The sequence below is a fragment of the Rhodopseudomonas sp. RCAM05734 genome (genome assembly GCF_052658035.1).
On sequence record NZ_CP199742.1, the window covers coordinates 3,362,783 to 3,381,611 of the forward strand.

Sequence of the window (18,829 nt, forward strand, 5' to 3'; positions counted from 1 at the left end):
GCTTGATCGGCGTCCACATCGACCCCCAGATGCGCGCCCAAAAGGGCCCCCTAATTGGACGACGGAGCAAGCCGCGAGCGAGCGAGCCATCCAATTGCGCTGTAGCGAGCGAGCGGCTTGCGGGCTTCAGGCGCGGCTCTTGAAACGCCAGCTGTCGTTGCCGGTCTCGACGATGTCGCAGTGATGGGTCAGCCGGTCGAGCAACGCGGTGGTCATCTTGGCGTCGCCGAACACGCTCGGCCATTCACCGAACGCCAGATTGGTGGTGACGACGATCGAGGTGCGCTCGTAGAGCCGGCTGACGAGGTGGAACAGGAGCTGGCCGCCGGCCTGGGCAAATGGCAGGTAGCCGAGTTCGTCGAGCACTATGAAGTCCATTCGGGTGAGATGCTCCGCGATCTGCCCTTTCCTGCCGTTGCGGGTCTCGGTCTCGAGCCGATTGACGAGGTCGACGACGTTGTAAAACCGGCCGCGAGCACCGGCGCGGATGCAGCTTCGCGCGACGGCGATGGCCAGACGCGTCTTGCCGGTCCCGGTGCCGCCGATCAGCACGACATTGCGCTGCTGTTCGATAAAGCCGCCGCCGCTGAGGTCGTGGACGAGCGTCTCGTTGATCGGCGTGCCGTCGAACTCGAAGCCGTCGAGATCCTTGGCAAGCGGCAATTTTGCGATAGTGAGCTGGTATTTGATCGAGCGCGCCTGCTTCTCGTTGATCTCGGCGCTGAGCAGATCGCCGACGATGCGCTGGGGCTCGTGCTGACGCTTGATTGCCGTGGCCATGATCTCGTCGTAGGAGGCCTTCATGTCATAGAGCTTGAGTTCGCCCATAAGCTCGAACAGTTGGGTGCGTTCCATCAGACGGTTCGGCACTGGCGCGGACCATGGCGAAGCTTCGAGGCCGTTGAGTTGGCTACCCGCGAACGGGTGGACTGATTCAACAACCGGCGGCCCTGGAACCCATCGGCAACATCCCGCCGGCCGAAGCCGAGCCGCGCTACTACGCTATGCGGAAAAAACCGGCCATCACTGCCTAACCTAAACCAAATGGCCTCCGAAAAAAACCGGGCGGTTCACAACTCCTCCGCCCTTACTCCAGCCAGGAACTCTGTTTTGAGCTCGCTCGAAGCGCTTTCGATTCGAGATCGCGGGGCTGTCGGCCGAATTGCCTCGATGAGTTGCTTGGCAATCTCCTGAAGGACACCGTCCGAAACGAGGCATGAAATCTGGAATGCCCGCCTCTTGAGTGAAGCTTCCCTACCCATTTCATCATCGTCGGGAAGCGCATCCGACCGCTTCTGGCGTCCATCGCCCAAGTTTCGTTGGGCTGGTCGCCGCTGTGCGATCGTCCCGTAGCTTGGCCTTCATCCGCAGACCGGCCGTATTCGGCAAGGGGCGTTGCCAACCCAGTGCACTCCGCTTTACACGGCGCAATAGCGATGTCGCAAATTCGGTAATGCGACCTCTGCCCTACCGGAGTGGTCAGCGCCGGTCGATGCGTTCACGATTGAAATGGGTCTCGTCGCTGCGAGCCAGGCGAGCGGAACTGCTCGTGCGCGATGCCGTCCGACAGGCGCATGCCATCGGTTTCGTGCACTAGCCGCTTGATCGAACTGTTGCCGTGGAACGAATTCGCCAGGATCTCTTCGACCAATCGGTCGATACCGGCTTCGAATTCGACGTCGGGTAGGCACTGGTTCGCCAGCCCGATGCGCTCGGCCTCGCGGCCGCCAATACGGCGACCGGTCGTCATCAGCTCAATCGCCTTGCTGGTGCCGACCCGGCGCGGCAGCCGTTGGGATCCGCCCCACATCGGGACCAACCCTAACCGGGCGTGAGTGTCGCCGAAGGTCGCCGACTCGCAGGTAACGATTAGATCGGCTGCCAGGGCAAGTTCGAGCCCGCCCGTGAAGCAGTAGCCATGTACTGCCGCGATCACGATCTGCGGAAGGCGTGAGAACAGCTCGAGGGTGCGAGACCCCTGGCGCAGCCAGGCCAGATCCACCGCGCCGACCACGTCGTGGAGATCGAGTCCCGCACAGAAGCTGCGGCCGGCCCCGCGCAGGATCACCACATGGATATGGTCCGCCTCGCCGGCTATCGCTTGCAGTTGAGCGCCGAACTGGTCGAACATCTCCGGTAGGATTGCATTGTGCTTCTCGGGTCTGTTGAGCGTAATCGTAGCGACGTGGCCGCGCGTTTCACGCAAAATCTGAGAGCCTGGGCTTGCGGAGTTCACTTCGCACCTTGGCAAGATGTGTAAAGTTCAGCCGCGAGGTGCTCGGCGTGCGCGTCGGCATCCCCGAACAGTTGATCGAGCACCTGGAGGCGCCGCAGGTAGTGTCCCACGGCGCACTCCTCAGTCACCCCCATGCCACCGTGGATCTGGACTGCGCCATGCATCACCTCGCGCGCGTTGCGCGCCACCGACAGCTTGGCGCGATGCAAGTCCGGCGCGGCCTCCTCACCATCCGGCTGGTCTACCGCAGAGGCGGCAGCCATAGCCATGCTACACGTCATCTCGAGGCATACGAGCATGTCGGCTGCGCGATGTCGAAGCGCCTGGTTCTCGCCGATTGCGCGGCCAAACTGCTTGCGCACACGCAGATAATCCATTGCGAGCTCGAAAGCACCTTGCGCGCCGCCGGCCATATCCGCGCAGGCGCCGGCTATACCGGCGGCGAGAGTGGCTTTCAGCGCTCTGAGCGCACGACTGCCGTCGTAGGGGTCGCCTAGTGGCTCGGCTACGGCGCCAAGCAGCGTCACCTCGCTGGCGCTGCTGTCGTCAACGAGTGTGAAATTACGCAGTTTCACGCCATCCTGCTTCGGATCCACGAGGAAAAGCGCCAGGCCTTCACTCTCGCTGCTGCTACCCGCTACTCGCGCGCTGACGACGAGTCGTCCGGCTAACGCCGCCGCCAGTACGGGCGACTTCAAGCCGCTCAGCACCCAGCGGCCATTCTTGCGCTCGGCGCGCGTTTCGATCCACACTGGCTCGTGACGCGCAGCCGGCTCATCATGGGCCCAGGCGAGGATGGTCTCGCCGGTTGCCACGCGAGGCAACACCCTCGCTTGCTGATCTTCGCGGCCCGCCAGACGTACGGCCGTAGCTCCCAGGACGCCGGTTGCCAGTACCGGTTCGAGCACGAGTGCACGCCCCAGAGATTGCATGACGGGCAGCAGATCGCGCGCGCCCCAATCGAAACCGCCGTGCGCCTGAGGCAAGGTTAGCGCGAGCACACCCATTTCCCCGAGTTTGGCCCACGTCTGAGTATCGTGCAATTGCCCAGCGGCCACCAGCGCCGCTCGAAAGAGTAGCGATCGACGAGCAGCCGCGACAGGCTGTCAGTTAATGCTGACTGTTGTTCGTTCAACTCGAAATTCACCTTCAGCCCTCTTTCATTCAACCCACGACCGTCTTCGCCAGGATGTCCTTCTGTATCTCGCTGCTGCCGCCATAGACCGAGGCCGCGCGGGAGTAGAAATAGCGCGCATTGACCGCGGCCAAGCTCGGTTCGGCCGGCGTCCGGCGCTCCAAACCGGCAGGGCCGGCGATCCGCGTCAACAACTGGTAGATTTCCTGCTGAATCTCGGTGCCCTTGAGTTTGAGAACGGAGGCGAAGGGCGGCAGCCGACGCTGCTCGCTTTCGGTGAGCAGGAATCTGGCGTTGGTGATCTCAAGCGCGCGGATTTCGGCATCCAGGACAGCGATCTCCCGGTGCAGCTTCACATCCTCAATGAGTGGCCGGCCGGCTTGAAGGGTATGAGAAGCGAGTTCGCGCGCATAGTCCAACCGTTCGCGGCAGAGGCCGACGTTGGCGATGCCTGTGCGCTCGTTGGCGAGCAAGAATTTCGCGCAATCCCAGCCCTTGTTCTCCTCGCCGACGAGATTGGTGACTGGTACCCGAACCTCGTCCAAGAACACCTCATTGAGATGATGGTCTCCGTCCAGCGTGATGATGGGCCGGACCGAAATGCCGCGCGTCTTCATATCGATCAACAGGAACGAGATCCCCAGCTGCTTTCGCGCTTCCGGATCTGTACGCACCAGTGCGAACATCCAGTCGGCGTAGTGCGCACTGCTGGTCCAGATCTTCTGGCCATTGATGACGTATTCGTCGCCCTCGCGCCGCGCGCTGGTGCGCAGGGAAGCCAGGTCCGAGCCGGCGCCAGGCTCAGAAAAACCCTGACAGAACCACAGATCCATGTTGAGCAGCTTGGGAAGGAAGAACTCTTTTTGAGCTTCCGTGCCATACTTCAGCAGCACCGGACCCAGCATGATGACGTTGAACACGGATGGGATAGGTGCCGGAGCACGGTAGATCTCGTCAAGCAGGATCAGCCGCTCCATTTGGCCAAGATCCGCTCCGCCGTAGCGCTTTGGCCAATGTGGCGCCGCCCAGCCGCGCTCGTTGAGGATGCGTTGCCACGTGACGATATCCTGCTTGCGCGGGAAGTTGCCGGCGCGCAGACGTTCGCGGATGTCGGCCGGCAGCCGGCTGCCAATGAAGGCGCGCACGTCGTCCCTGAAGGCGCGCTGGTCGGGGCTCAGGTTCAATTCCATGTTGCGAGTCCAATCCATCAGTTAGCTAACAGTATGGTTGAACCATTGATGTTTCAAGCTGATTCTCTCAGCGTGCCGGATCTGTCCGCGCGACTGGAGGGCTCGCGCCCCTCCGGTCCGAATTGGATCGCGTCTTGAGGGTGAAACGACTTATGCGGCGACGATGCTTATACTCTCACCACGACCTTGCCCAGCGCCTGGCGGCAGGCGAGCGTATTGAAGGCGTCACGGAAATCGACGAGGTCGAATACCTGTCCGACGGCGGGCTGCAGGCGTCGTTCGCTCAGGAGCCGGAATAAGTCGCTTGTGACGCGCAGATACGCTTCCGGCTCGCGCCGCGACACCTGCGCGAGATCTACGCCCATCAGCGTAGCCCCCTTCAGCAGCGGCAGGTTGAAAGGAAGCGCAGGAATGCTGCCGGAAGCGAACCCGATCACGAGGTGGCGCCCGTTCCAGGCGATAGATCTGAACGCCTCGAGCGAGACCGGACCGCCAACCGGATCGACGATCACATCGCATCCGTGGCCGCCGGTGAGGTCCTTGAGTTCGTTGCGCCAATCCGCGCGCGTGTAGTCGACCACCGCATCGGCTCCGAGCTCCAGGGCGAAGTGCCGCTTGTCTTCGGTGGAAGCCGCGGCGATGACGCGGGCGCCGAAAATCTTGCCGAGCTGGATGGCTGCCGTTCCGACGCCGCCGGCGGCGCCGAGCACGAGCAATTGCTCCCCGGCCCGCAGACAGGCTCGCTCGGTGAGCGAATAGTGCGCGGTGAGATAGTTCGCGCGGAAAGATGCGCCGGCTTCAGCCGACACGCCATCGGGCAGGCGGTGCAGGGCCTCGGGCGGAACCAAGACGTATTCGGCGAGCGCACCGGAGCGCATCATTCCCATCACCGGAGTGCCGGGCGGGTAGCCGGCAACGCCGTCTGCTGCCGCCTCTACTTCACCGGCGAATTCAGTGCCTGGAATGAACGGCAACGGATCCTTGGTCTGGTAGAGGCCCTGCACCTTTAGGCCATCGACGAAGCCGATACCGACTGCGCGTACGCGCACCCGCACCAAACCGGGGGAGAGATCGGGCATCGGGACCTCCTTCACCACGATCTGATCTATGGCCGTATAGTTCTCGACGACGACCGCTTTCATTGAGGTTCCCTCTATAACTCGCATGCCGTCGCACGATGTCCGACCTGGAATCCGTTGACTTGGTCTCACAACGGATAGATGGATTAAAGCTTGGCTTGATCAGTTGGTGTTGCTGCTTCCGACCTCGGCATCGACCAGCTCGTCGAGTGGCTGCCAGCGCTGGCCATCGAAGCGGATGAGTTGCATCTGCTCGACGGGGAAATAGTCTGTCGGGGACGTGTTGATCTTGATGCCAGGGAGCAGCATCGGAACGGTGAGATCCTTTATCGTCGTTGCCTGCCGCATCACGTTCTCGCGTGTAAGATCGTCGTTGCAGCGCTTGAGGATCTCGACCAGGGTCGCCGCTACGGCGTAACCGTAAACGGTGACCCGGTCCGCCTTGTCACCATCCGGGAGATACTTGTCCATGAAGGCGTTCCAGCTCCTAATTTCCGGATCATTCCTCCACGTCGGATCGGCAGGATCTTTCAAATAGGCGTTTGAGATGATGCCTTTAGCATTCTCCAGACCGGCCGGGCGTAGCACGCTTGCGACAGAGCTGGAGATCGACCCGAGAAAGAAGGTTGGCTTCCAGTCGAGCTCGGCGAGCTTGCGGATTGCCTGCGCGCTTGCCTTTGGCGTGCTCCAGGCCACGAAAATATCCGCGCCGGAGCTCTTCAGGCGGGCGAGGTGAGCGTCGATGGTTGGTTCGGACAATTCGAATGAGGCGTCGGCGACAATCATCGAGGCTCTGCTGCCGAGGCCATCGCGTAATCCCTTGAGCTGATCCTTTCCGCCATCGTCGTTCTGCCAGAGCACGGCGATCTTGCTGCTCGGATAGTTCTTCAAAATATACTTGGCGTAGGCGCGTCCCTCGCTTTGAAAGTTGGGTTGCCAGCCGATCGTCCACGGAAACCGTTCCGGATTGCCCCAGCGGGTCGCATTGCTGGCGACAAAGAGCTGCGGCACTTTGCGGGCATTTAGAAATTTCTGGATCGCCGCGTTCGAAGGAGTGCCGACAGACTGATAAATAAACAGGACCTCGTCGCTTTCAACCAGCTTGCGGACTTGCTCCACGGCTTTAGGAGGGCTGAAGCCATCGTCGTAGCTCACGAATTCGATCTTCCGGCCGTTGATACCGCCCTCATCGTTGACCATGCGAAAGTACGCCGCCGCGGTCCGGCCGCTAATGCCGTAGGCCGACGCCGGCCCGCTGTAGGGCGCGATGTTTCCGATCTTGATCTGGGTATCAGTCGCGCCGGGATCGTATTTCTTTTCTGCGGCGGGCGCCGAGGTCGCGATGAGAACGGCAGCCAAGGCGCCAGCGACAACGTGCGACAGGTGCTTCCTCGACATGAATCTTCCTCTGGCTCAATAATGCGGGAGATTTAAAAGGATTTGAGGCGATGGATGAACCGGGGCCTTTGGCTCAACCAACCGCGCCTACTTCCTTGAGGCGGGCGATATCGTCCGCGGAGTATCCGAGTTCTTCAAGGATCATCTGGCTATGCTGTCCCAGTTCGGGAGCGGGCCGCGGAGCTGTCTTGCTCACGCCTGAGATCCGGAACGGACTATCGATGGTCATACCGCGGCCCGGAATCCAGTCGGCGGCTACGAACGCACCTGCGTGGGTCATTTGCTCATCCTCGACGAGATCGCCGGCGCGCGCGACAACGGAAGCAGTAATATCTGCCGCCTGAAAGATGCGCTCCCATTCAGCGCTGTCGCGCCTGGCGAACACGTCGTCAAGTATGGCAACAAGCTGGGAGGCGTTACTGCGCCGGGGCGGCAGCGTCGCGAAACGAACGTCGTCGACGAGCTCTGGCACACCCATTGCTTCGCAGAACCGCGACCAGTCGCGCTCTTCCTGGACCAGGCTGATCATGAACCAGCGGTCGTCGGCACATCGATAGAAGCAGGTCAGCGCGTTGCGCGTTTCGGTCCGAGGCAGGCGATATTGGATTTCGCCGCCACAGAGCACGGCTTGAATCGAAGCCGCGTTGGCCCAGGCGCCGTTGGCGAGGAGCGAACTGGTGACGCAACTGCCGCGTCCGCTACGTTCGCGATGCAACAACGCCGTGACGATGGCGGCGTAGAGCGCGACTCCTGTCGGCTGGTCGCCCATGCCGAGGGTCGGGGCGGCGGGTGCACTGCGGACGTCGGGGCGAACGTTGTCGGCGAGACCCGAGCGCGCCCAGAACGCGTTGGCGTCGAAGCCGGGCCGCTCGGCGTCCGGGCCGGTCTCGCCGTAGCCTGTGAGCGCCGCGTAGACGAGCCGCGGGTTTAGGGCCGAAAGCTGCTCGTAGGTGATCCCAAGTCGCTCCCGCGAGGCAGGCGACTGGTTTGTAATGAACACGTCGGTGGTACGGACAAGCTGCGTCAAAATCGCGCGGCCGTTTTCCGTCTTCAGGTTCAACGCCATTCCTCGCTTGCTGCGCGCGGCGATGCTCCATGCGTAGTTGTGATCCGCCTTGGGGAGATTTGGCAGGTGTCCGAGCATCCGCTGCGGATCGCCTGGGGCGACGGGCTCAATCTTGATAACGTCCGCGCCAAAATCCGCAAAAATCACAGCTGCCGCAGGGCCGGCTACGAACGTCGCCGCATCGATGACTTTGAGACCTTGGAATATACCGGTCACTTCGTTTCTCCCTGGCGTCTGGCGCTTGCCCGCTTAGCAATGCCAGCATCGTTCTTTGGTTGGTCGTCACCTACCACACTTGACGCAAAGGTTCAACCATTAATAGGATGTGCATGGAAGCCGAAGGGCAACAATGGCATGTCGCCGATTTCTGCAGTGCACCGACGCTTCACGTCGGCGGAGGAATGGCACTCCGCTATCGAGCCGCACTTCGCGAGAAGCCGCTACACGAGGCGGGCGCATTCGTTCTCTGTGTGGGGACGACTTGAGCGACTGGGCGATGCACTGCTGGTTGACAACTATGTCGCCGCATCTGGACTGGGCCCCGCCAATGACACGTACGGATTTTCGATCGATCCGATTGAGACGGGAAGCTGCTTTATTTTGCTGCAGCGATTCGGAAGCGCATTCGTGAAGCAGTCTGATCGTTCGACGGAGCTCCGCGCAGGCGAATGGGCGATCTTTGACGCTTCCGTGCCGACTTCATTTCTGATTCCGGACGGAAGTCGGACGATCGGGGTGACCGTTAGTCACCGATATTGCGAGCATTGGCCGCGCCCTCAGCTTGGCGGAACCCGCCTGGCGAGGTCGGCCGAGAGCCGGGTTGCACTCTCAATGATTTCCGAGGCGTTGGGATCTGCCGACTGGCCGAATCTGCGCGTTCAGGCTTCGATGGAAGTTCTGTTTATGGACGCTGTGGAGGCAAGTCTGCCTGCGAGCGCCGCCGAACGGAGCACCTTCAACCCGAACGCTGCGAAAATAGAGCAGGTGAGACAGGCCATTGAGGTTCGGTTGAGTAATCCCGATCTCGGCCCTGACGAAATCGGCCGATTTGTCGGGCTCTCCCGCCGCTCCCTATACCGGCTAGTTCGCGAGATTGATCAGACCCCCATGAGTCTGGTTCAGGAGCTCCGCCTCGCGCGAGCTGCGCGATTGTTAAAAGACCGCGCGAAGGGGCATCGGAGCATCGCCGACGTGTCGTACCTCGTCGGCTTCGTCGACCCCGCGCATTTCAGCCGGGTGTTCCGGGCGCGGTACGGCCAATCGCCCAGGCAATGGACGTCGTCACCCACCGATGGGCATGCTCCTGCGAGTTAAACTTGGCACCGTACGTCAAGTGCTTGGCACTCAACGGCAGGTTTGACTTTGGTCTTGGTGTTAAGAAATTACAAAATAATCATAACATCTGGAGGAGACGATGGTCGAACGGATCGATGACCAGGTCGTAGACCCTGTCACGTACGGAACGCCCCACAAGTACGACGAAATCTTCGCCGAACTGCGGCGAAGCGACCCCGTGCGATGGACAGAACCTGCCGGCTATCGGCCGTTCTGGACCATCGCGAAGCACAGCGACATCCTCGAAATCGAGCGGCAGAACGACAAATTCATCAACGATCCGCGTACTAGCCTCGTGCCGATCGAGGAGGAAGAAAGACGAGTCCGCGCGGGGAACGCGAAATTAGTCAGGACGCTCATCACCATGGACGAGCCCGACCATCGTGCTTACCGAGGCATCACACAGGCGTGGTTCATGCCGGTGAACCTGCGCAAGATCGAGCATGAGATCAAGAATCTCGCCGGAGAGTTTGTCGCTTTGATGGACGAGCGCGGTGGCCGGTGCGATTTCGTCAACGACGTCGCGCTTTGGTACCCGCTGCGGATCATCATGACGATCCTCGGCGTTCCGCGCGAAGACGACGCCAAGCTGCTCAGGCTTACGCAAGCTCTGCTTGCTTCGTCGGACAAGGATTTGTCGGGAGGGAGCAACAATTTCCAAGGCCGCCAAGTCGCGGCTCAGGAGTTCTTTGCTTACTTCGGCGCTATCGCGGAGGACCGTCGCAGGAACCCGAAGGACGATCTCGCCTCGGTAATCGCCAATGCGTCGGTCGGCGGCAATCCGGCCGGAGTCTTCGAGAGCCTCTCGTACTACCTGGTGATTGCGACCGCGGGCCATGATACAACAAGTTCGGCAATGGCCGGTGGATTGCACGCGTTGATCGCGCATCCGGCGGAGTTCCGTCGGCTGCGCGAGTCGCCGGAGCTGCTGAATTCCGCAGTCGAAGAGATGTTGCGCTGGACCTCGCCGGTGAAGCACTTCTTCCGCACGGCGACTCAGGACTATCAACTTCGGGGCAAGCAGATCCGCGCCGGCGATTCGCTCATGATGTGCTTTCCCTCCGGTAATCGCGACGAGGAGGTTTTCGTCGATCCTTTCGCGTTCCGGGTCGATCGGACGCCCAACCGCCATATCGCTTTCGGCCACGGCGTGCACCAGTGCCTCGGCCTGAACCTTGCGCGGATGGAGATGAAGGCGCTGTTCACGGAAATTGTTGCTCGGGTGGACTCGATCGAACTGGCGGGGGAGCCTGCGTGGATTGAGGCCAATCTCGTTAGTGGCGCGAAACGGCTGCCGATCACGTACCGTATGAAGAGCTGCCCGGTGCAGTGATCGCGCCATCGCGTGCCGGATGGTCGGGGAGCCGTGCGTTGCCGCAGGCGCGCCCGGTCCTCTCTTTCAGACTGACAGCAGGAAACAGCGATGATTGAAGCGATTATCTTCGAGGCGATCCGCACGCCGCGAGGCAAGGGAAGGAGGGACGGCGCGCTGTACGAGGTTGGTCCCGTTCAACTGCTGGCCGGGCTGATGCAGGAGCTGGAGCGGCGGACTGCAATCGACACCGCGCTGATCAACGATGTTCTGATCGGCTGCGTGCAGCCGTATGGCGAGCAGGGCGGCGTGATTGCCAAGATCGCCTCGCTCGCCGCTGGATGGTCCTGGACGGGCCCGGGCCTTCAACTCAATCGCTATTGCGGCTCGGGCCTCGATGCCGTGAATCTGGCAGCGCAAAAGATCCGTTCCGGGTGGGACGAACTGATCGTCGCCGGCGGCGTGGAGTCAATGTCGCGCATGGGAATCGGCGCGGCGCCGAGTGTGCGCGATCATCAGCCGCGGCTGTCGTTCGAGCTGGGAATGATCCCGCAGGGCGTCAGTGCTGACTTGTTGGCGACGGTAGAGGGGCACGCGAGGGAGGAGGTCGACGACTATGCGCTGCGTTCGCAGCGCCTCGCGGCACAGTCGCGAGACGAGGGGCGTTTTGATCGTTCGCTGGTGCCGGTGCGCGATATCAACGGCGTCGTTTTGCTGGCTGCGGACGAGGCGATCCGGGCGGATGCGACCATGGAGGGATTGGCAAAGCTCGCGCCGTCCTTTGCCGACATGGGCGAATTCGGCGGCTTCGATGCGATCGCCCAATCGAAATATCCGCGGCTGGAAGAGATCAGGCACGTTCATACAGCCGGAAATTCCTCGGGCATCGTCGACGGGGCCGCACTGATGCTGATCGGCAGTCTCGAAAAAGGCCTCGAGCTGGGCCTGAAGCCGCGCGCGCGGATCGTTGCTACGGCGGCGCTGGGTGTCGAGCCGGCGATCATGCTCACCGGGCCTGCGCCCGTTACCGCTGCCGCGCTGCGCAAGGCCGGATTGAGCTTCGCAGACATCGATCTGTACGAGGTCAACGAAGCGTTTGCGAGTGTCGTGCTGCGCTTCATCGCGGAGACGCAAGTCCCGCTCGATAAGGTCAACGTTAATGGTGGCGCCATCGCGCTCGGTCATCCGCTCGGCGCCACCGGCTGCATGTTGCTCGGTACACTGCTCGACGAACTGGAACGGCGTGAACTGAACCGCGGCGTCGTCACGCTATGCGCTGCCGACGGTATGGGCGTCGCCACCGTCATCGAACGGATCTGATCGGGAGTTACCATGACCGCCATCGACTACGCCAAGGATGAGCAAGGCATCGTCACGCTGACGATGGACATGCCTGGTCAGGGCGCCAACACCATGAATCAGATATTCCGCGACGCTTACATTGCGGCCGCGGATCGGATCGAGCAGGAGCGCGATACGATTGCGGGGGTGGTCCTCACGTCTAACAAGCCGACTTTCTTCGCCGGCGGAGATCTCAAGGGACTGCTCGTCGCCGACGATGCCGCCGGGCTGTTTGCCCGCGCCGAAGCCATGAAGGCGACCATGCGCAGGTTCGAAAAACTCGGCAAGCCCGTGGTCGCGGCAATCAACGGCACGGCGCTTGGCGGCGGTTTTGAGCTTTGCCTCGCCTGTCATGCGCGCTTCGCTATCGACGACAAGTCCCTCGTGCTCGGCCTTCCGGAGACGGGGCTTGGGCTGATCCCGGGTGCCGGCGGCGTTGTACGTCTGGTCCGGATGCTCGGGCTCGAGACGGCGATGCCGCTGATTATCGAGGGCGCCGTGTTCGCCGCGCGGCGCGCACTCGACCTCAAGCTGCTGACCGGCGTTGCGCGTGACAAGGACGATCTGCTGGTGCAGGCGCGTGCCTGGATTCTCGACAATGCCGAGGCGGTGCAGCCGTGGGATCGCAAGGGGTTCTGCATCCCCGGCTCGACGCCGGTCGCGGCGGCGCCGCTCGCTTGGCTGCGAACCGCGCCGACGCTTCTGATGAAGAAGTCCCGCGCACGCTATCCTGCCTTGCAGGCCGCAATGTCGGCGGCAGTCGAAGGTGCTGCGGTCGACTTCGACACGGCTTGCCGGATTGAAAGCCGCTATCTGGCGCAAGTCGGGGTCGGGGGCGTCGCCAAGAACATGATCCACACGTTCTTCTTCCAGATGAACGAAATTAAGGCGCGCAAGAGCCGTCCGCAGGGTGTGCCGGATGCCAACTTCGCGCGGATCGGGATTCTTGGCGCTGGCCTGATGGGTCGCGGCATCGCACAAGTCGCCGCGCAGCGCGGCCTCGCCGTCGTGATGAAGGACGCGACGCAGGAGCAGGCCGACAGGGCCAAGTCGATGATCGCGAGCGGCTTGGGCAAGGAGGTCGAGAAAGGCCGGCTGGCGCCCGATCGCATGAATGCCGCGCTGGCCTTGATCAAGCCGACCGGGACGACGGCCGATCTCGCCGGCTCAGAACTAATCATCGAGGCGGTGTTCGAGGACCGCGATTTGAAACTAGGCATCACGCGGGAGGCGGAGCCGTATCTTTCGCCCGGCGGCATCTTCGCCTCCAACACGTCGACGCTGCCAATCACCAGCTTGGCGCAAGCCTCGGCCGCTCCGGCGAACTACATCGGGTTGCACTTCTTCTCGCCCGTCGATCGGATGCCGCTGGTTGAAGTCATCAAGGGCGCCTCTACATCACCGGAGACGCTGGCCCGAGCCTACGATTTCGTCTGCCAGATAGGCAAGACGCCGATCGTGGTGAACGATAGCCGCGGCTTTTTCACCAGCCGCGTGTTCGGGACGTTTACGCGCGAAGCGGGCGCCATGCTACTCAGTGGCGTCGACGCAGCGGAAATCGAAAGCGCCGCAATCTGGGCCGGCATGCCCGTCGGCCCCCTCGCGGTGATGGACGAGACGTCGCTGGCACTGGCCTGGAGCGTGCGGCAGCAGACAATCGCGGACTTCGAAGCCGTAGGCAAGACGGCGCCTCCGCATCCACATTGGGCTGTCGTCGACAGGATGGTCAACGCGCTGAAGCGCCCTGGCCGTGCCGGAGGCGGCGGCTTCTACGAGTATCCGCAAAGCGGCAAGAAGCGCATCTGGGCGGGGCTGCGCGAGGAATTTCCGCCGAGCGCGGAGCAGATCCCGCAAGACGAACTGTCCGAGCGCTTCCTCTACATCCAGGCGCTGGAGTCAGTGCGTTGCCTTGAGGAGAACGTTATCGAAAGTCCCAGAGACGCCAATATCGGTGCCGTGCTGGGCATCGGCTATCCGCGGTGGACCGGTGGTCCGCTGCAATACATCGATATGATCGGAAGCAGAGCGTTCGCGCGCCGGGCGTTGGAGCTGGCGGTCAAATACGGAGAGCGCTATGCGCCGCCGCCACTGTTACTGAAGACCGCGGAGCGCGACGGCCGCTTCTGCAGCTGATCAACGCCGCCGCGGAGCCTTTCTCCGATGGCGGGCAAGCGAGGCGCTTGATCGTCCTGGGTGTGCCGATCACTCGCGCGCACGTTGTTCTCGGCGCATCCGCCCCACCGATGCTGCGGTTGCTAACACCGCGAGACGGGTGAGGCGGACCGCGCTACGGCGTGTCGTGGTGCTGTACCGCCGATCGCGGCGCGTCAGGCCTGATCGATCCTGACCTGTGATGCGCACCGGGGCAGGCTTGCGGACGTCTCGAACATATTGTATCAATGGTACAACCAAAGCCAGGATTGGCATCAAAATCGCAGGGTGGAAACCGTGGCCAGATTGAGTTGGGCAGTTGCTTTCCTTGCCGGGTGGTCCGCTTCTGCAAGCGCAGAGCCGCTTAAGATCGGGGTGCTCACCGACATGTCGGGCGTAATAGCCGATACGGTGGGCAAGGGATCCGTGGTCGCCGCTGAGCTCGCCGTCGCCGATGCGGGTGGTTCAGTTCTAGGGCGTCCGATTCAGATCCTGTCCGCAGACCATCAATTCAAGCCGGATATCGGATTGACGATCGCGCGCCGGTGGTTCGACGAGGAACACGTCGAGGCGATTGCAGACGTGCCCGGATCAAATGTCGCCTTGGGAGTCCAAAATCTCGCCAAGTCGAAGGGCAAGATCGCTTTGATTTCCGGATCCGGCTCGCTCGATCTGTTCGGGAAGTCGTGTTCGCCGACCGGTTTCATCTGGAGCTTCGACACTACAGTGCTGCCCCGGGCGTCGGTGCTCAGCGGCGCGGCTGACGGCCTGAAGAAGTGGTTCGTCGTCGGTCCTGACTATGCATTCGGCCATCAGATGGAACGCGCGGTCACGGACACCGTGACGGAGATGGGTGGAACAGTCGTCGGCACCAGACGTTCGGCGATCGGAACCTCGGATTTTGCATCTCTGCTCCTCTCAGCGGCCGAGGCCAAGCCGCAGGTCATTGCATCGTCCTTCGCCGGTCACGACGGCGTATTGCTGATCGAAAATGCTTCCGAGTTCGGACTGCTGAAGGAGGGGATCAGGATTGCGAGCATGATGCTGTTCATCACTGACGTCCATAGTCTTGGTCTCGATCGCATGAAAGGTATCTACACCACGGCTGCGTTCTATTGGGATGACAACGACGACACCCGCGCTTTCAGCAAGCGGTTCGCGGAAAAGATGAAGCGCCCACCAACCTACCTTCAGGCTGGTGTCTACAGCTCGGTCAGCCACTACCTGAAGTCCGTCAAGGCCGCTGGTACCACGGAGGGCGTTGAGGTCGCAAAGAAGATGCGGGAGTTACCGGTTTCCGATTTAACGACGCCCTCGGCGACGATCCGAGCAGACGGTCGGGTGATGCGCGATATGCTGCTGGTACAGGTAAAATCGCCGGACGAGTCCCGTGGCCCGTGGGACTACTACAAAATCATCCGCCGGTTGAAGGCAAGCGAGCTGATGCCCGCGCAACCGAACCCCGACTGCGCTATTGAGCAACGTTAGCACCGTTTCGGAGGTGAAGCCGATATATCCGTGTTCGCCGGGTCGATCCATGCCTTGATCAAGGTTCATGCGTTGTTCAACGCCGGCTAATCATTCGTTTCAACTCAAAACAACGCCTGGATATGACAATGGGCTCGAAAACAATGTTCCTCGACAGGCGCGCCGTTCCGGTCGAAACAGTTCTGTCGAATGCGTCCAAAGCGGCGAGGGGGCTGCACATTCTCGGGGTGAGCGAGGGGGATACGGTCGCGCTGCTGCTCCGGAACGATTTCTCGTTCGTCGAAGCGACGCAAGCTGTCGCATTGCTGGGGGCCTATTGCGTGCCGATCAACTGGCACGGCAAGCCCAATGAGATTCAATATATCCTCAATGACGCAAAGCCCGTCGTGCTGGTGGCGCATGCGGATCTGCTGGCGCCGTCGCGCGACGCAATGCCTAGCGGCATGAGGGTGCTCAGCGTTCCGACCCCTCCGGAGATCTGCGCGCAATTCAACGTACCTGCCGATTTGGCGAGGCCCGCCCCGGGCGACGTATCGTGGCCTGACTGGCTAGCGCAGTTCGAGCCGTGGAGCGAACAGGCGAAGCGCAGCCGCGCAACTCTCATTTATACATCGGGAACGACGGGGCATCCGAAGGGTGTCAAACGCGAGCCTGCGACCGCGGAGCAGGCACAGGCCTATGCGGAACTGATGCGGAATGTGTATGGCGTTGTTCCAGGCGCTCGGGTTCTGATCGGCGGTCCACTCTATCATGCTTCGCCCAATGCATATTTGCGGCAGGCAGTCTCGCAAGCCGATGTCGTGTTACTGCAGTCGAAATTCGATCCTGAGGAGACGCTGGCCGCGATCGAACAACATGCCATTACCCATGCGGTAATGGTTCCGACGATGTTCGTGCGCCTGATGCGGCTGCCTGAGGCGGTTCGGGAGCGGTACAATATCAGTTCGCTGCGCTGGGTGATTCACACGGGTGCACCGTGTGCACCCGATATCAAGAAGGCTCTGATGCAATGGTGGGGGCCGGTGCTTTATGAAACGTATGGTGGCACCGAAGTCGGCGCGGTAATGATCTCCACCCCGCAGGATTGGCTGGATCATCCCGGTAGCGTCGGACAGCCCACGCCCGGGGCTCGGATCGCGATCTACGGGGATGATGGCAAGCAGGTGGCGCCCGGCGAGGTCGGGGAAATCTACATTCGCCAGCCGGCGCTTGCCGATTTCACATACCTTAATCAGGACGACAAGCGAAGGGCGATCGAGCGCGACGGACTTATCAGCGTCGGGGATATCGGGTATCTGAAAAATGGAAGGCTCTACCTCTGTGACCGTCGTTCCGACATGGTGATTTCCGCCGGCGTTAATATCTATCCGGCAGAAATCGAATCGGTTCTGATCCAGTGTCCCGGCGTTCGAGACTGCGCCGTCTTCGGCATTCCCGACGAAGAATTCGGCGAGACCCTGGTCGCTGCGGTGGAGCGTGCCTCGGATGAGGCGCCCTCGGCGCTGCAGGTGCGTGAATTCCTCGAGGCACGTATCGCCAAGTACAAGGTTCCGCGGCGGATTGACTTCCACGAAACACTACCTCGGGAGGAGAGCGGAAAGATATTCAAACGACGCTTGCGCGATCCGTTCTGGAATGCCGCCGGTCGGCAAATTTGATTGGGCTCAGGATCATTGACGATTGCTTGGCTGCCGGACGGAGAGCGCCGGCGTATGCGGAGAAAGTGACTATGGTTGAAGCGCACATGGTCTTCCGTCATTTTGCCAATTCGCGGATCCGCAGGCGAAATATCGCCAGGCCTGTCATCGTTGCGATCGGTCTGACGTTTCTCGCTTCCTCTGCTGCCATTGCCGACAAGAAATATGATTCGGGCGCTTCGGACGCTGAAATCAAGATTGGCCAGACCATGGCCTACAGCGGCCCTGCTTCAGCTTTTGCGCTGGTGGGACGGATAATGGTCGCCTACTTTAAGATGCTTAACCACGAGCACGGGGGCATCAACGGACGGAAGATCAATCTCATCTCGCTGGACGACGGCTACAGCCCGCCCAAGACGGTTGAGCAGACCCGCAGGCTAGTGGAGTCCGACGAGGTCCTGGCCATCACCTCGTCGATGGGCTCGCCCACGAATATCGCAGTTGCCAAGTATCTCAACGCCAAGAAGATCCCTCAGATCCTCGCACTGGCAGGAAATCCGAAGCTTGACGATCCCGTCGCGCTTCCGTGGACGACGACGTTTTACGCATCGGCTTACGTCGAGACGCAGATATATGCCCAATATATCTTGAAGAACAAGCCCGACGGCAGGATCGCAATCCTCTACCAGAACGACGATTTTGGTCGCAACTATCTGGTTGGCCTGAAGGCGGCACTTGGCAGCAGGGCATCGATGATTGTGAAGGAAATGAGTTACGATCTGACTGATCCGACAGCGGATTCGCAGATTTTGACACTGAAGTCGTCGGGAGCCGACATTTTCTTCATCGCTGCCACTCCGAAATTTTCGGCGCAGGCGATCCGTAAGACCTACGAGCTGGACTGGAAGGCCACGCGTATCGTCGTGACTGCGGGAAGCCAGATTCAGACAGTGCTGAAAGCTGCGGGTCTGGAGGCATCGAAAGATCTCCTGAGCTCGCAGTGGATCATGGCCGGCGGCGATCCCGCTTGGGAGAACGTGGCGGCCATGAAGGAGTTCGACGCCTTCATGGCGAAGTGGGTGCCAGATGCGCGCCCGGAGGATGCCAGCGCAACATACGCCTATTCAGGCGCACAACTACTCGCAGAAGTGCTCCGACGCTGCGGGGACGAATTGACACGAGAAAACCTGATCAGGCAAGCGACGACCATCAAGGACTATCGGCTGCCGTTGTTCATTCCTGGAGTCATGATCAATGTATCCCAAACAAGCCGGATAGGCTGGCGCCAGGGGCAGATGGAGCGATTCGATGGAAGGAATTGGGTGTTCTTTGGTGACATTATAACCGTGCCGGAAAGCGCTACAAAGATCGCGAACTGATGCACTTCGGCGGCGGTCGGACTTCGGCAAACGGGGGCTTTCCCCCGTGATATGTGAAGGCAGGGATGCACGATTGGTGTGC

Annotated in this window: 14 protein-coding genes and 1 pseudogene; 8 read left to right on the top strand and 7 right to left on the bottom strand. The window is 61.3% G+C overall.

Going from position 1 to position 18,829, the window contains the following annotated elements:
• Window positions 1-126: 126 nt before the first annotated feature.
• Window positions 127-855: an IS21-like element helper ATPase IstB gene (gene istB, locus ACUXVA_RS15965; RefSeq protein WP_445486957.1), complete on the bottom strand. Its 729-nt coding sequence runs from the start codon at window positions 853-855 to the stop codon at window positions 127-129.
• Between istB and ACUXVA_RS15970 the strand changes: the two are divergent.
• Window positions 844-1,034, top strand: a pseudogene (locus ACUXVA_RS15970) (IS3 family transposase); the annotation flags it as partial. The gene istB and the pseudogene ACUXVA_RS15970 sit on opposite strands and share 12 nt — an antisense overlap.
• Window positions 1,035-1,498: 464 nt before the next feature.
• On the opposite strand, the gene ACUXVA_RS15975 reads toward ACUXVA_RS15970, so the two are convergent.
• From ACUXVA_RS15975 to ACUXVA_RS16000, 6 genes are all read right to left on the bottom strand, one after another.
• Window positions 1,499-2,236 carry an enoyl-CoA hydratase/isomerase family protein gene (locus tag ACUXVA_RS15975; protein ID WP_265079421.1) on the bottom strand — a complete coding sequence of 246 codons (738 nt, stop codon included), beginning with the start codon at window positions 2,234-2,236 and terminating at the stop codon, window positions 1,499-1,501.
• Window positions 2,233-3,294, bottom strand: coding sequence for an acyl-CoA dehydrogenase family protein (locus ACUXVA_RS15980; RefSeq protein ID WP_445486960.1), 1,062 nt, complete (start codon window positions 3,292-3,294; stop codon window positions 2,233-2,235). The genes ACUXVA_RS15975 and ACUXVA_RS15980 overlap by 4 nt, the downstream gene beginning before the upstream one ends.
• A gap of 106 nt (window positions 3,295-3,400) precedes the next feature.
• The gene (locus ACUXVA_RS15985; RefSeq protein WP_445486962.1) at window positions 3,401-4,561 is read right to left on the bottom strand and encodes an acyl-CoA dehydrogenase family protein; all 1,161 of its coding nucleotides are present in this window, start codon (window positions 4,559-4,561) and stop codon (window positions 3,401-3,403) included.
• A 167-nt stretch (window positions 4,562-4,728) separates the two neighbouring features.
• Entirely contained in the window at window positions 4,729-5,703 is a 975-nt protein-coding gene (locus ACUXVA_RS15990; protein WP_265079419.1) for an NADPH:quinone oxidoreductase family protein, read from the bottom strand.
• Between the two features lie 99 nt (window positions 5,704-5,802).
• Window positions 5,803-7,038 (bottom strand): ABC transporter substrate-binding protein, encoded by a 1,236-nt coding sequence (locus tag ACUXVA_RS15995; protein ID WP_445486965.1) that lies wholly within the window; start codon window positions 7,036-7,038, stop codon window positions 5,803-5,805.
• Window positions 7,039-7,111: 73 nt separating this feature from the next.
• Complete coding sequence (locus ACUXVA_RS16000) at window positions 7,112-8,251, bottom strand: CaiB/BaiF CoA transferase family protein (RefSeq protein WP_445486967.1); 1,140 nt, start codon at window positions 8,249-8,251, stop codon at window positions 7,112-7,114.
• Between ACUXVA_RS16000 and ACUXVA_RS16005 the strand changes: the two genes are divergently transcribed.
• The 7 genes from ACUXVA_RS16005 to ACUXVA_RS16035 all read left to right on the top strand — a co-directional run bounded on the left by ACUXVA_RS16005 (window position 8,171) and on the right by ACUXVA_RS16035 (window position 18,747).
• Window positions 8,171-9,418: a helix-turn-helix domain-containing protein gene (locus ACUXVA_RS16005; RefSeq protein WP_445486969.1), complete on the top strand. Its 1,248-nt coding sequence runs from the start codon at window positions 8,171-8,173 to the stop codon at window positions 9,416-9,418. The genes ACUXVA_RS16000 and ACUXVA_RS16005 overlap by 81 nt on opposite strands.
• Window positions 9,419-9,518: 100 nt before the next feature.
• Window positions 9,519-10,772, top strand: a complete 1,254-nt coding sequence (locus ACUXVA_RS16010; RefSeq protein ID WP_445486971.1) for a cytochrome P450 — start codon at window positions 9,519-9,521, stop codon at window positions 10,770-10,772.
• Between the two features lie 90 nt (window positions 10,773-10,862).
• The gene (locus ACUXVA_RS16015; RefSeq protein WP_265079415.1) at window positions 10,863-12,071 is read left to right on the top strand and encodes an acetyl-CoA C-acetyltransferase; all 1,209 of its coding nucleotides are present in this window, start codon (window positions 10,863-10,865) and stop codon (window positions 12,069-12,071) included.
• A 12-nt stretch (window positions 12,072-12,083) separates the two neighbouring features.
• Complete coding sequence (locus tag ACUXVA_RS16020; protein WP_445486974.1) at window positions 12,084-14,225, top strand: 3-hydroxyacyl-CoA dehydrogenase NAD-binding domain-containing protein; 2,142 nt, start codon at window positions 12,084-12,086, stop codon at window positions 14,223-14,225.
• Between the two features lie 315 nt (window positions 14,226-14,540).
• Entirely contained in the window at window positions 14,541-15,731 is a 1,191-nt protein-coding gene (locus ACUXVA_RS16025; protein ID WP_445486976.1) for an ABC transporter substrate-binding protein, read from the top strand.
• Window positions 15,732-15,859: 128 nt separating this feature from the next.
• Window positions 15,860-17,389: an acyl-CoA synthetase gene (locus ACUXVA_RS16030; RefSeq protein WP_445486978.1), complete on the top strand. Its 1,530-nt coding sequence runs from the start codon at window positions 15,860-15,862 to the stop codon at window positions 17,387-17,389.
• A gap of 71 nt (window positions 17,390-17,460) precedes the next feature.
• Window positions 17,461-18,747, top strand: a complete 1,287-nt coding sequence (locus ACUXVA_RS16035) for an ABC transporter substrate-binding protein (protein ID WP_445486980.1) — start codon at window positions 17,461-17,463, stop codon at window positions 18,745-18,747.
• The last annotated feature ends 82 nt before the right edge of the window (window positions 18,748-18,829 follow it).

Excerpts from the sequence above, each read along its gene's own strand:
- istB (WP_445486957.1), bottom strand. The coding sequence starts at position 855 with ATGGAACGCACCCAACTGTTCGAGCTTATGGGCGAACTCAAGCTCTAT.
- ACUXVA_RS15985 (WP_445486962.1), bottom strand. The coding sequence starts at position 4,561 with ATGGAATTGAACCTGAGCCCCGACCAGCGCGCCTTCAGGGACGACGTG.
- ACUXVA_RS15990 (WP_265079419.1), bottom strand. The coding sequence starts at position 5,703 with ATGAAAGCGGTCGTCGTCGAGAACTATACGGCCATAGATCAGATCGTG.
- ACUXVA_RS15995 (WP_445486965.1), bottom strand. The coding sequence starts at position 7,038 with ATGTCGAGGAAGCACCTGTCGCACGTTGTCGCTGGCGCCTTGGCTGCC.
- ACUXVA_RS16010 (WP_445486971.1), top strand. The coding sequence starts at position 9,519 with ATGGTCGAACGGATCGATGACCAGGTCGTAGACCCTGTCACGTACGGA.
- ACUXVA_RS16015 (WP_265079415.1), top strand. The coding sequence starts at position 10,863 with ATGATTGAAGCGATTATCTTCGAGGCGATCCGCACGCCGCGAGGCAAG.
- ACUXVA_RS16020 (WP_445486974.1), top strand. The coding sequence starts at position 12,084 with ATGACCGCCATCGACTACGCCAAGGATGAGCAAGGCATCGTCACGCTG.
- ACUXVA_RS16030 (WP_445486978.1), top strand. The coding sequence starts at position 15,860 with ATGGGCTCGAAAACAATGTTCCTCGACAGGCGCGCCGTTCCGGTCGAA.
- ACUXVA_RS16035 (WP_445486980.1), top strand. The coding sequence starts at position 17,461 with ATGGTTGAAGCGCACATGGTCTTCCGTCATTTTGCCAATTCGCGGATC.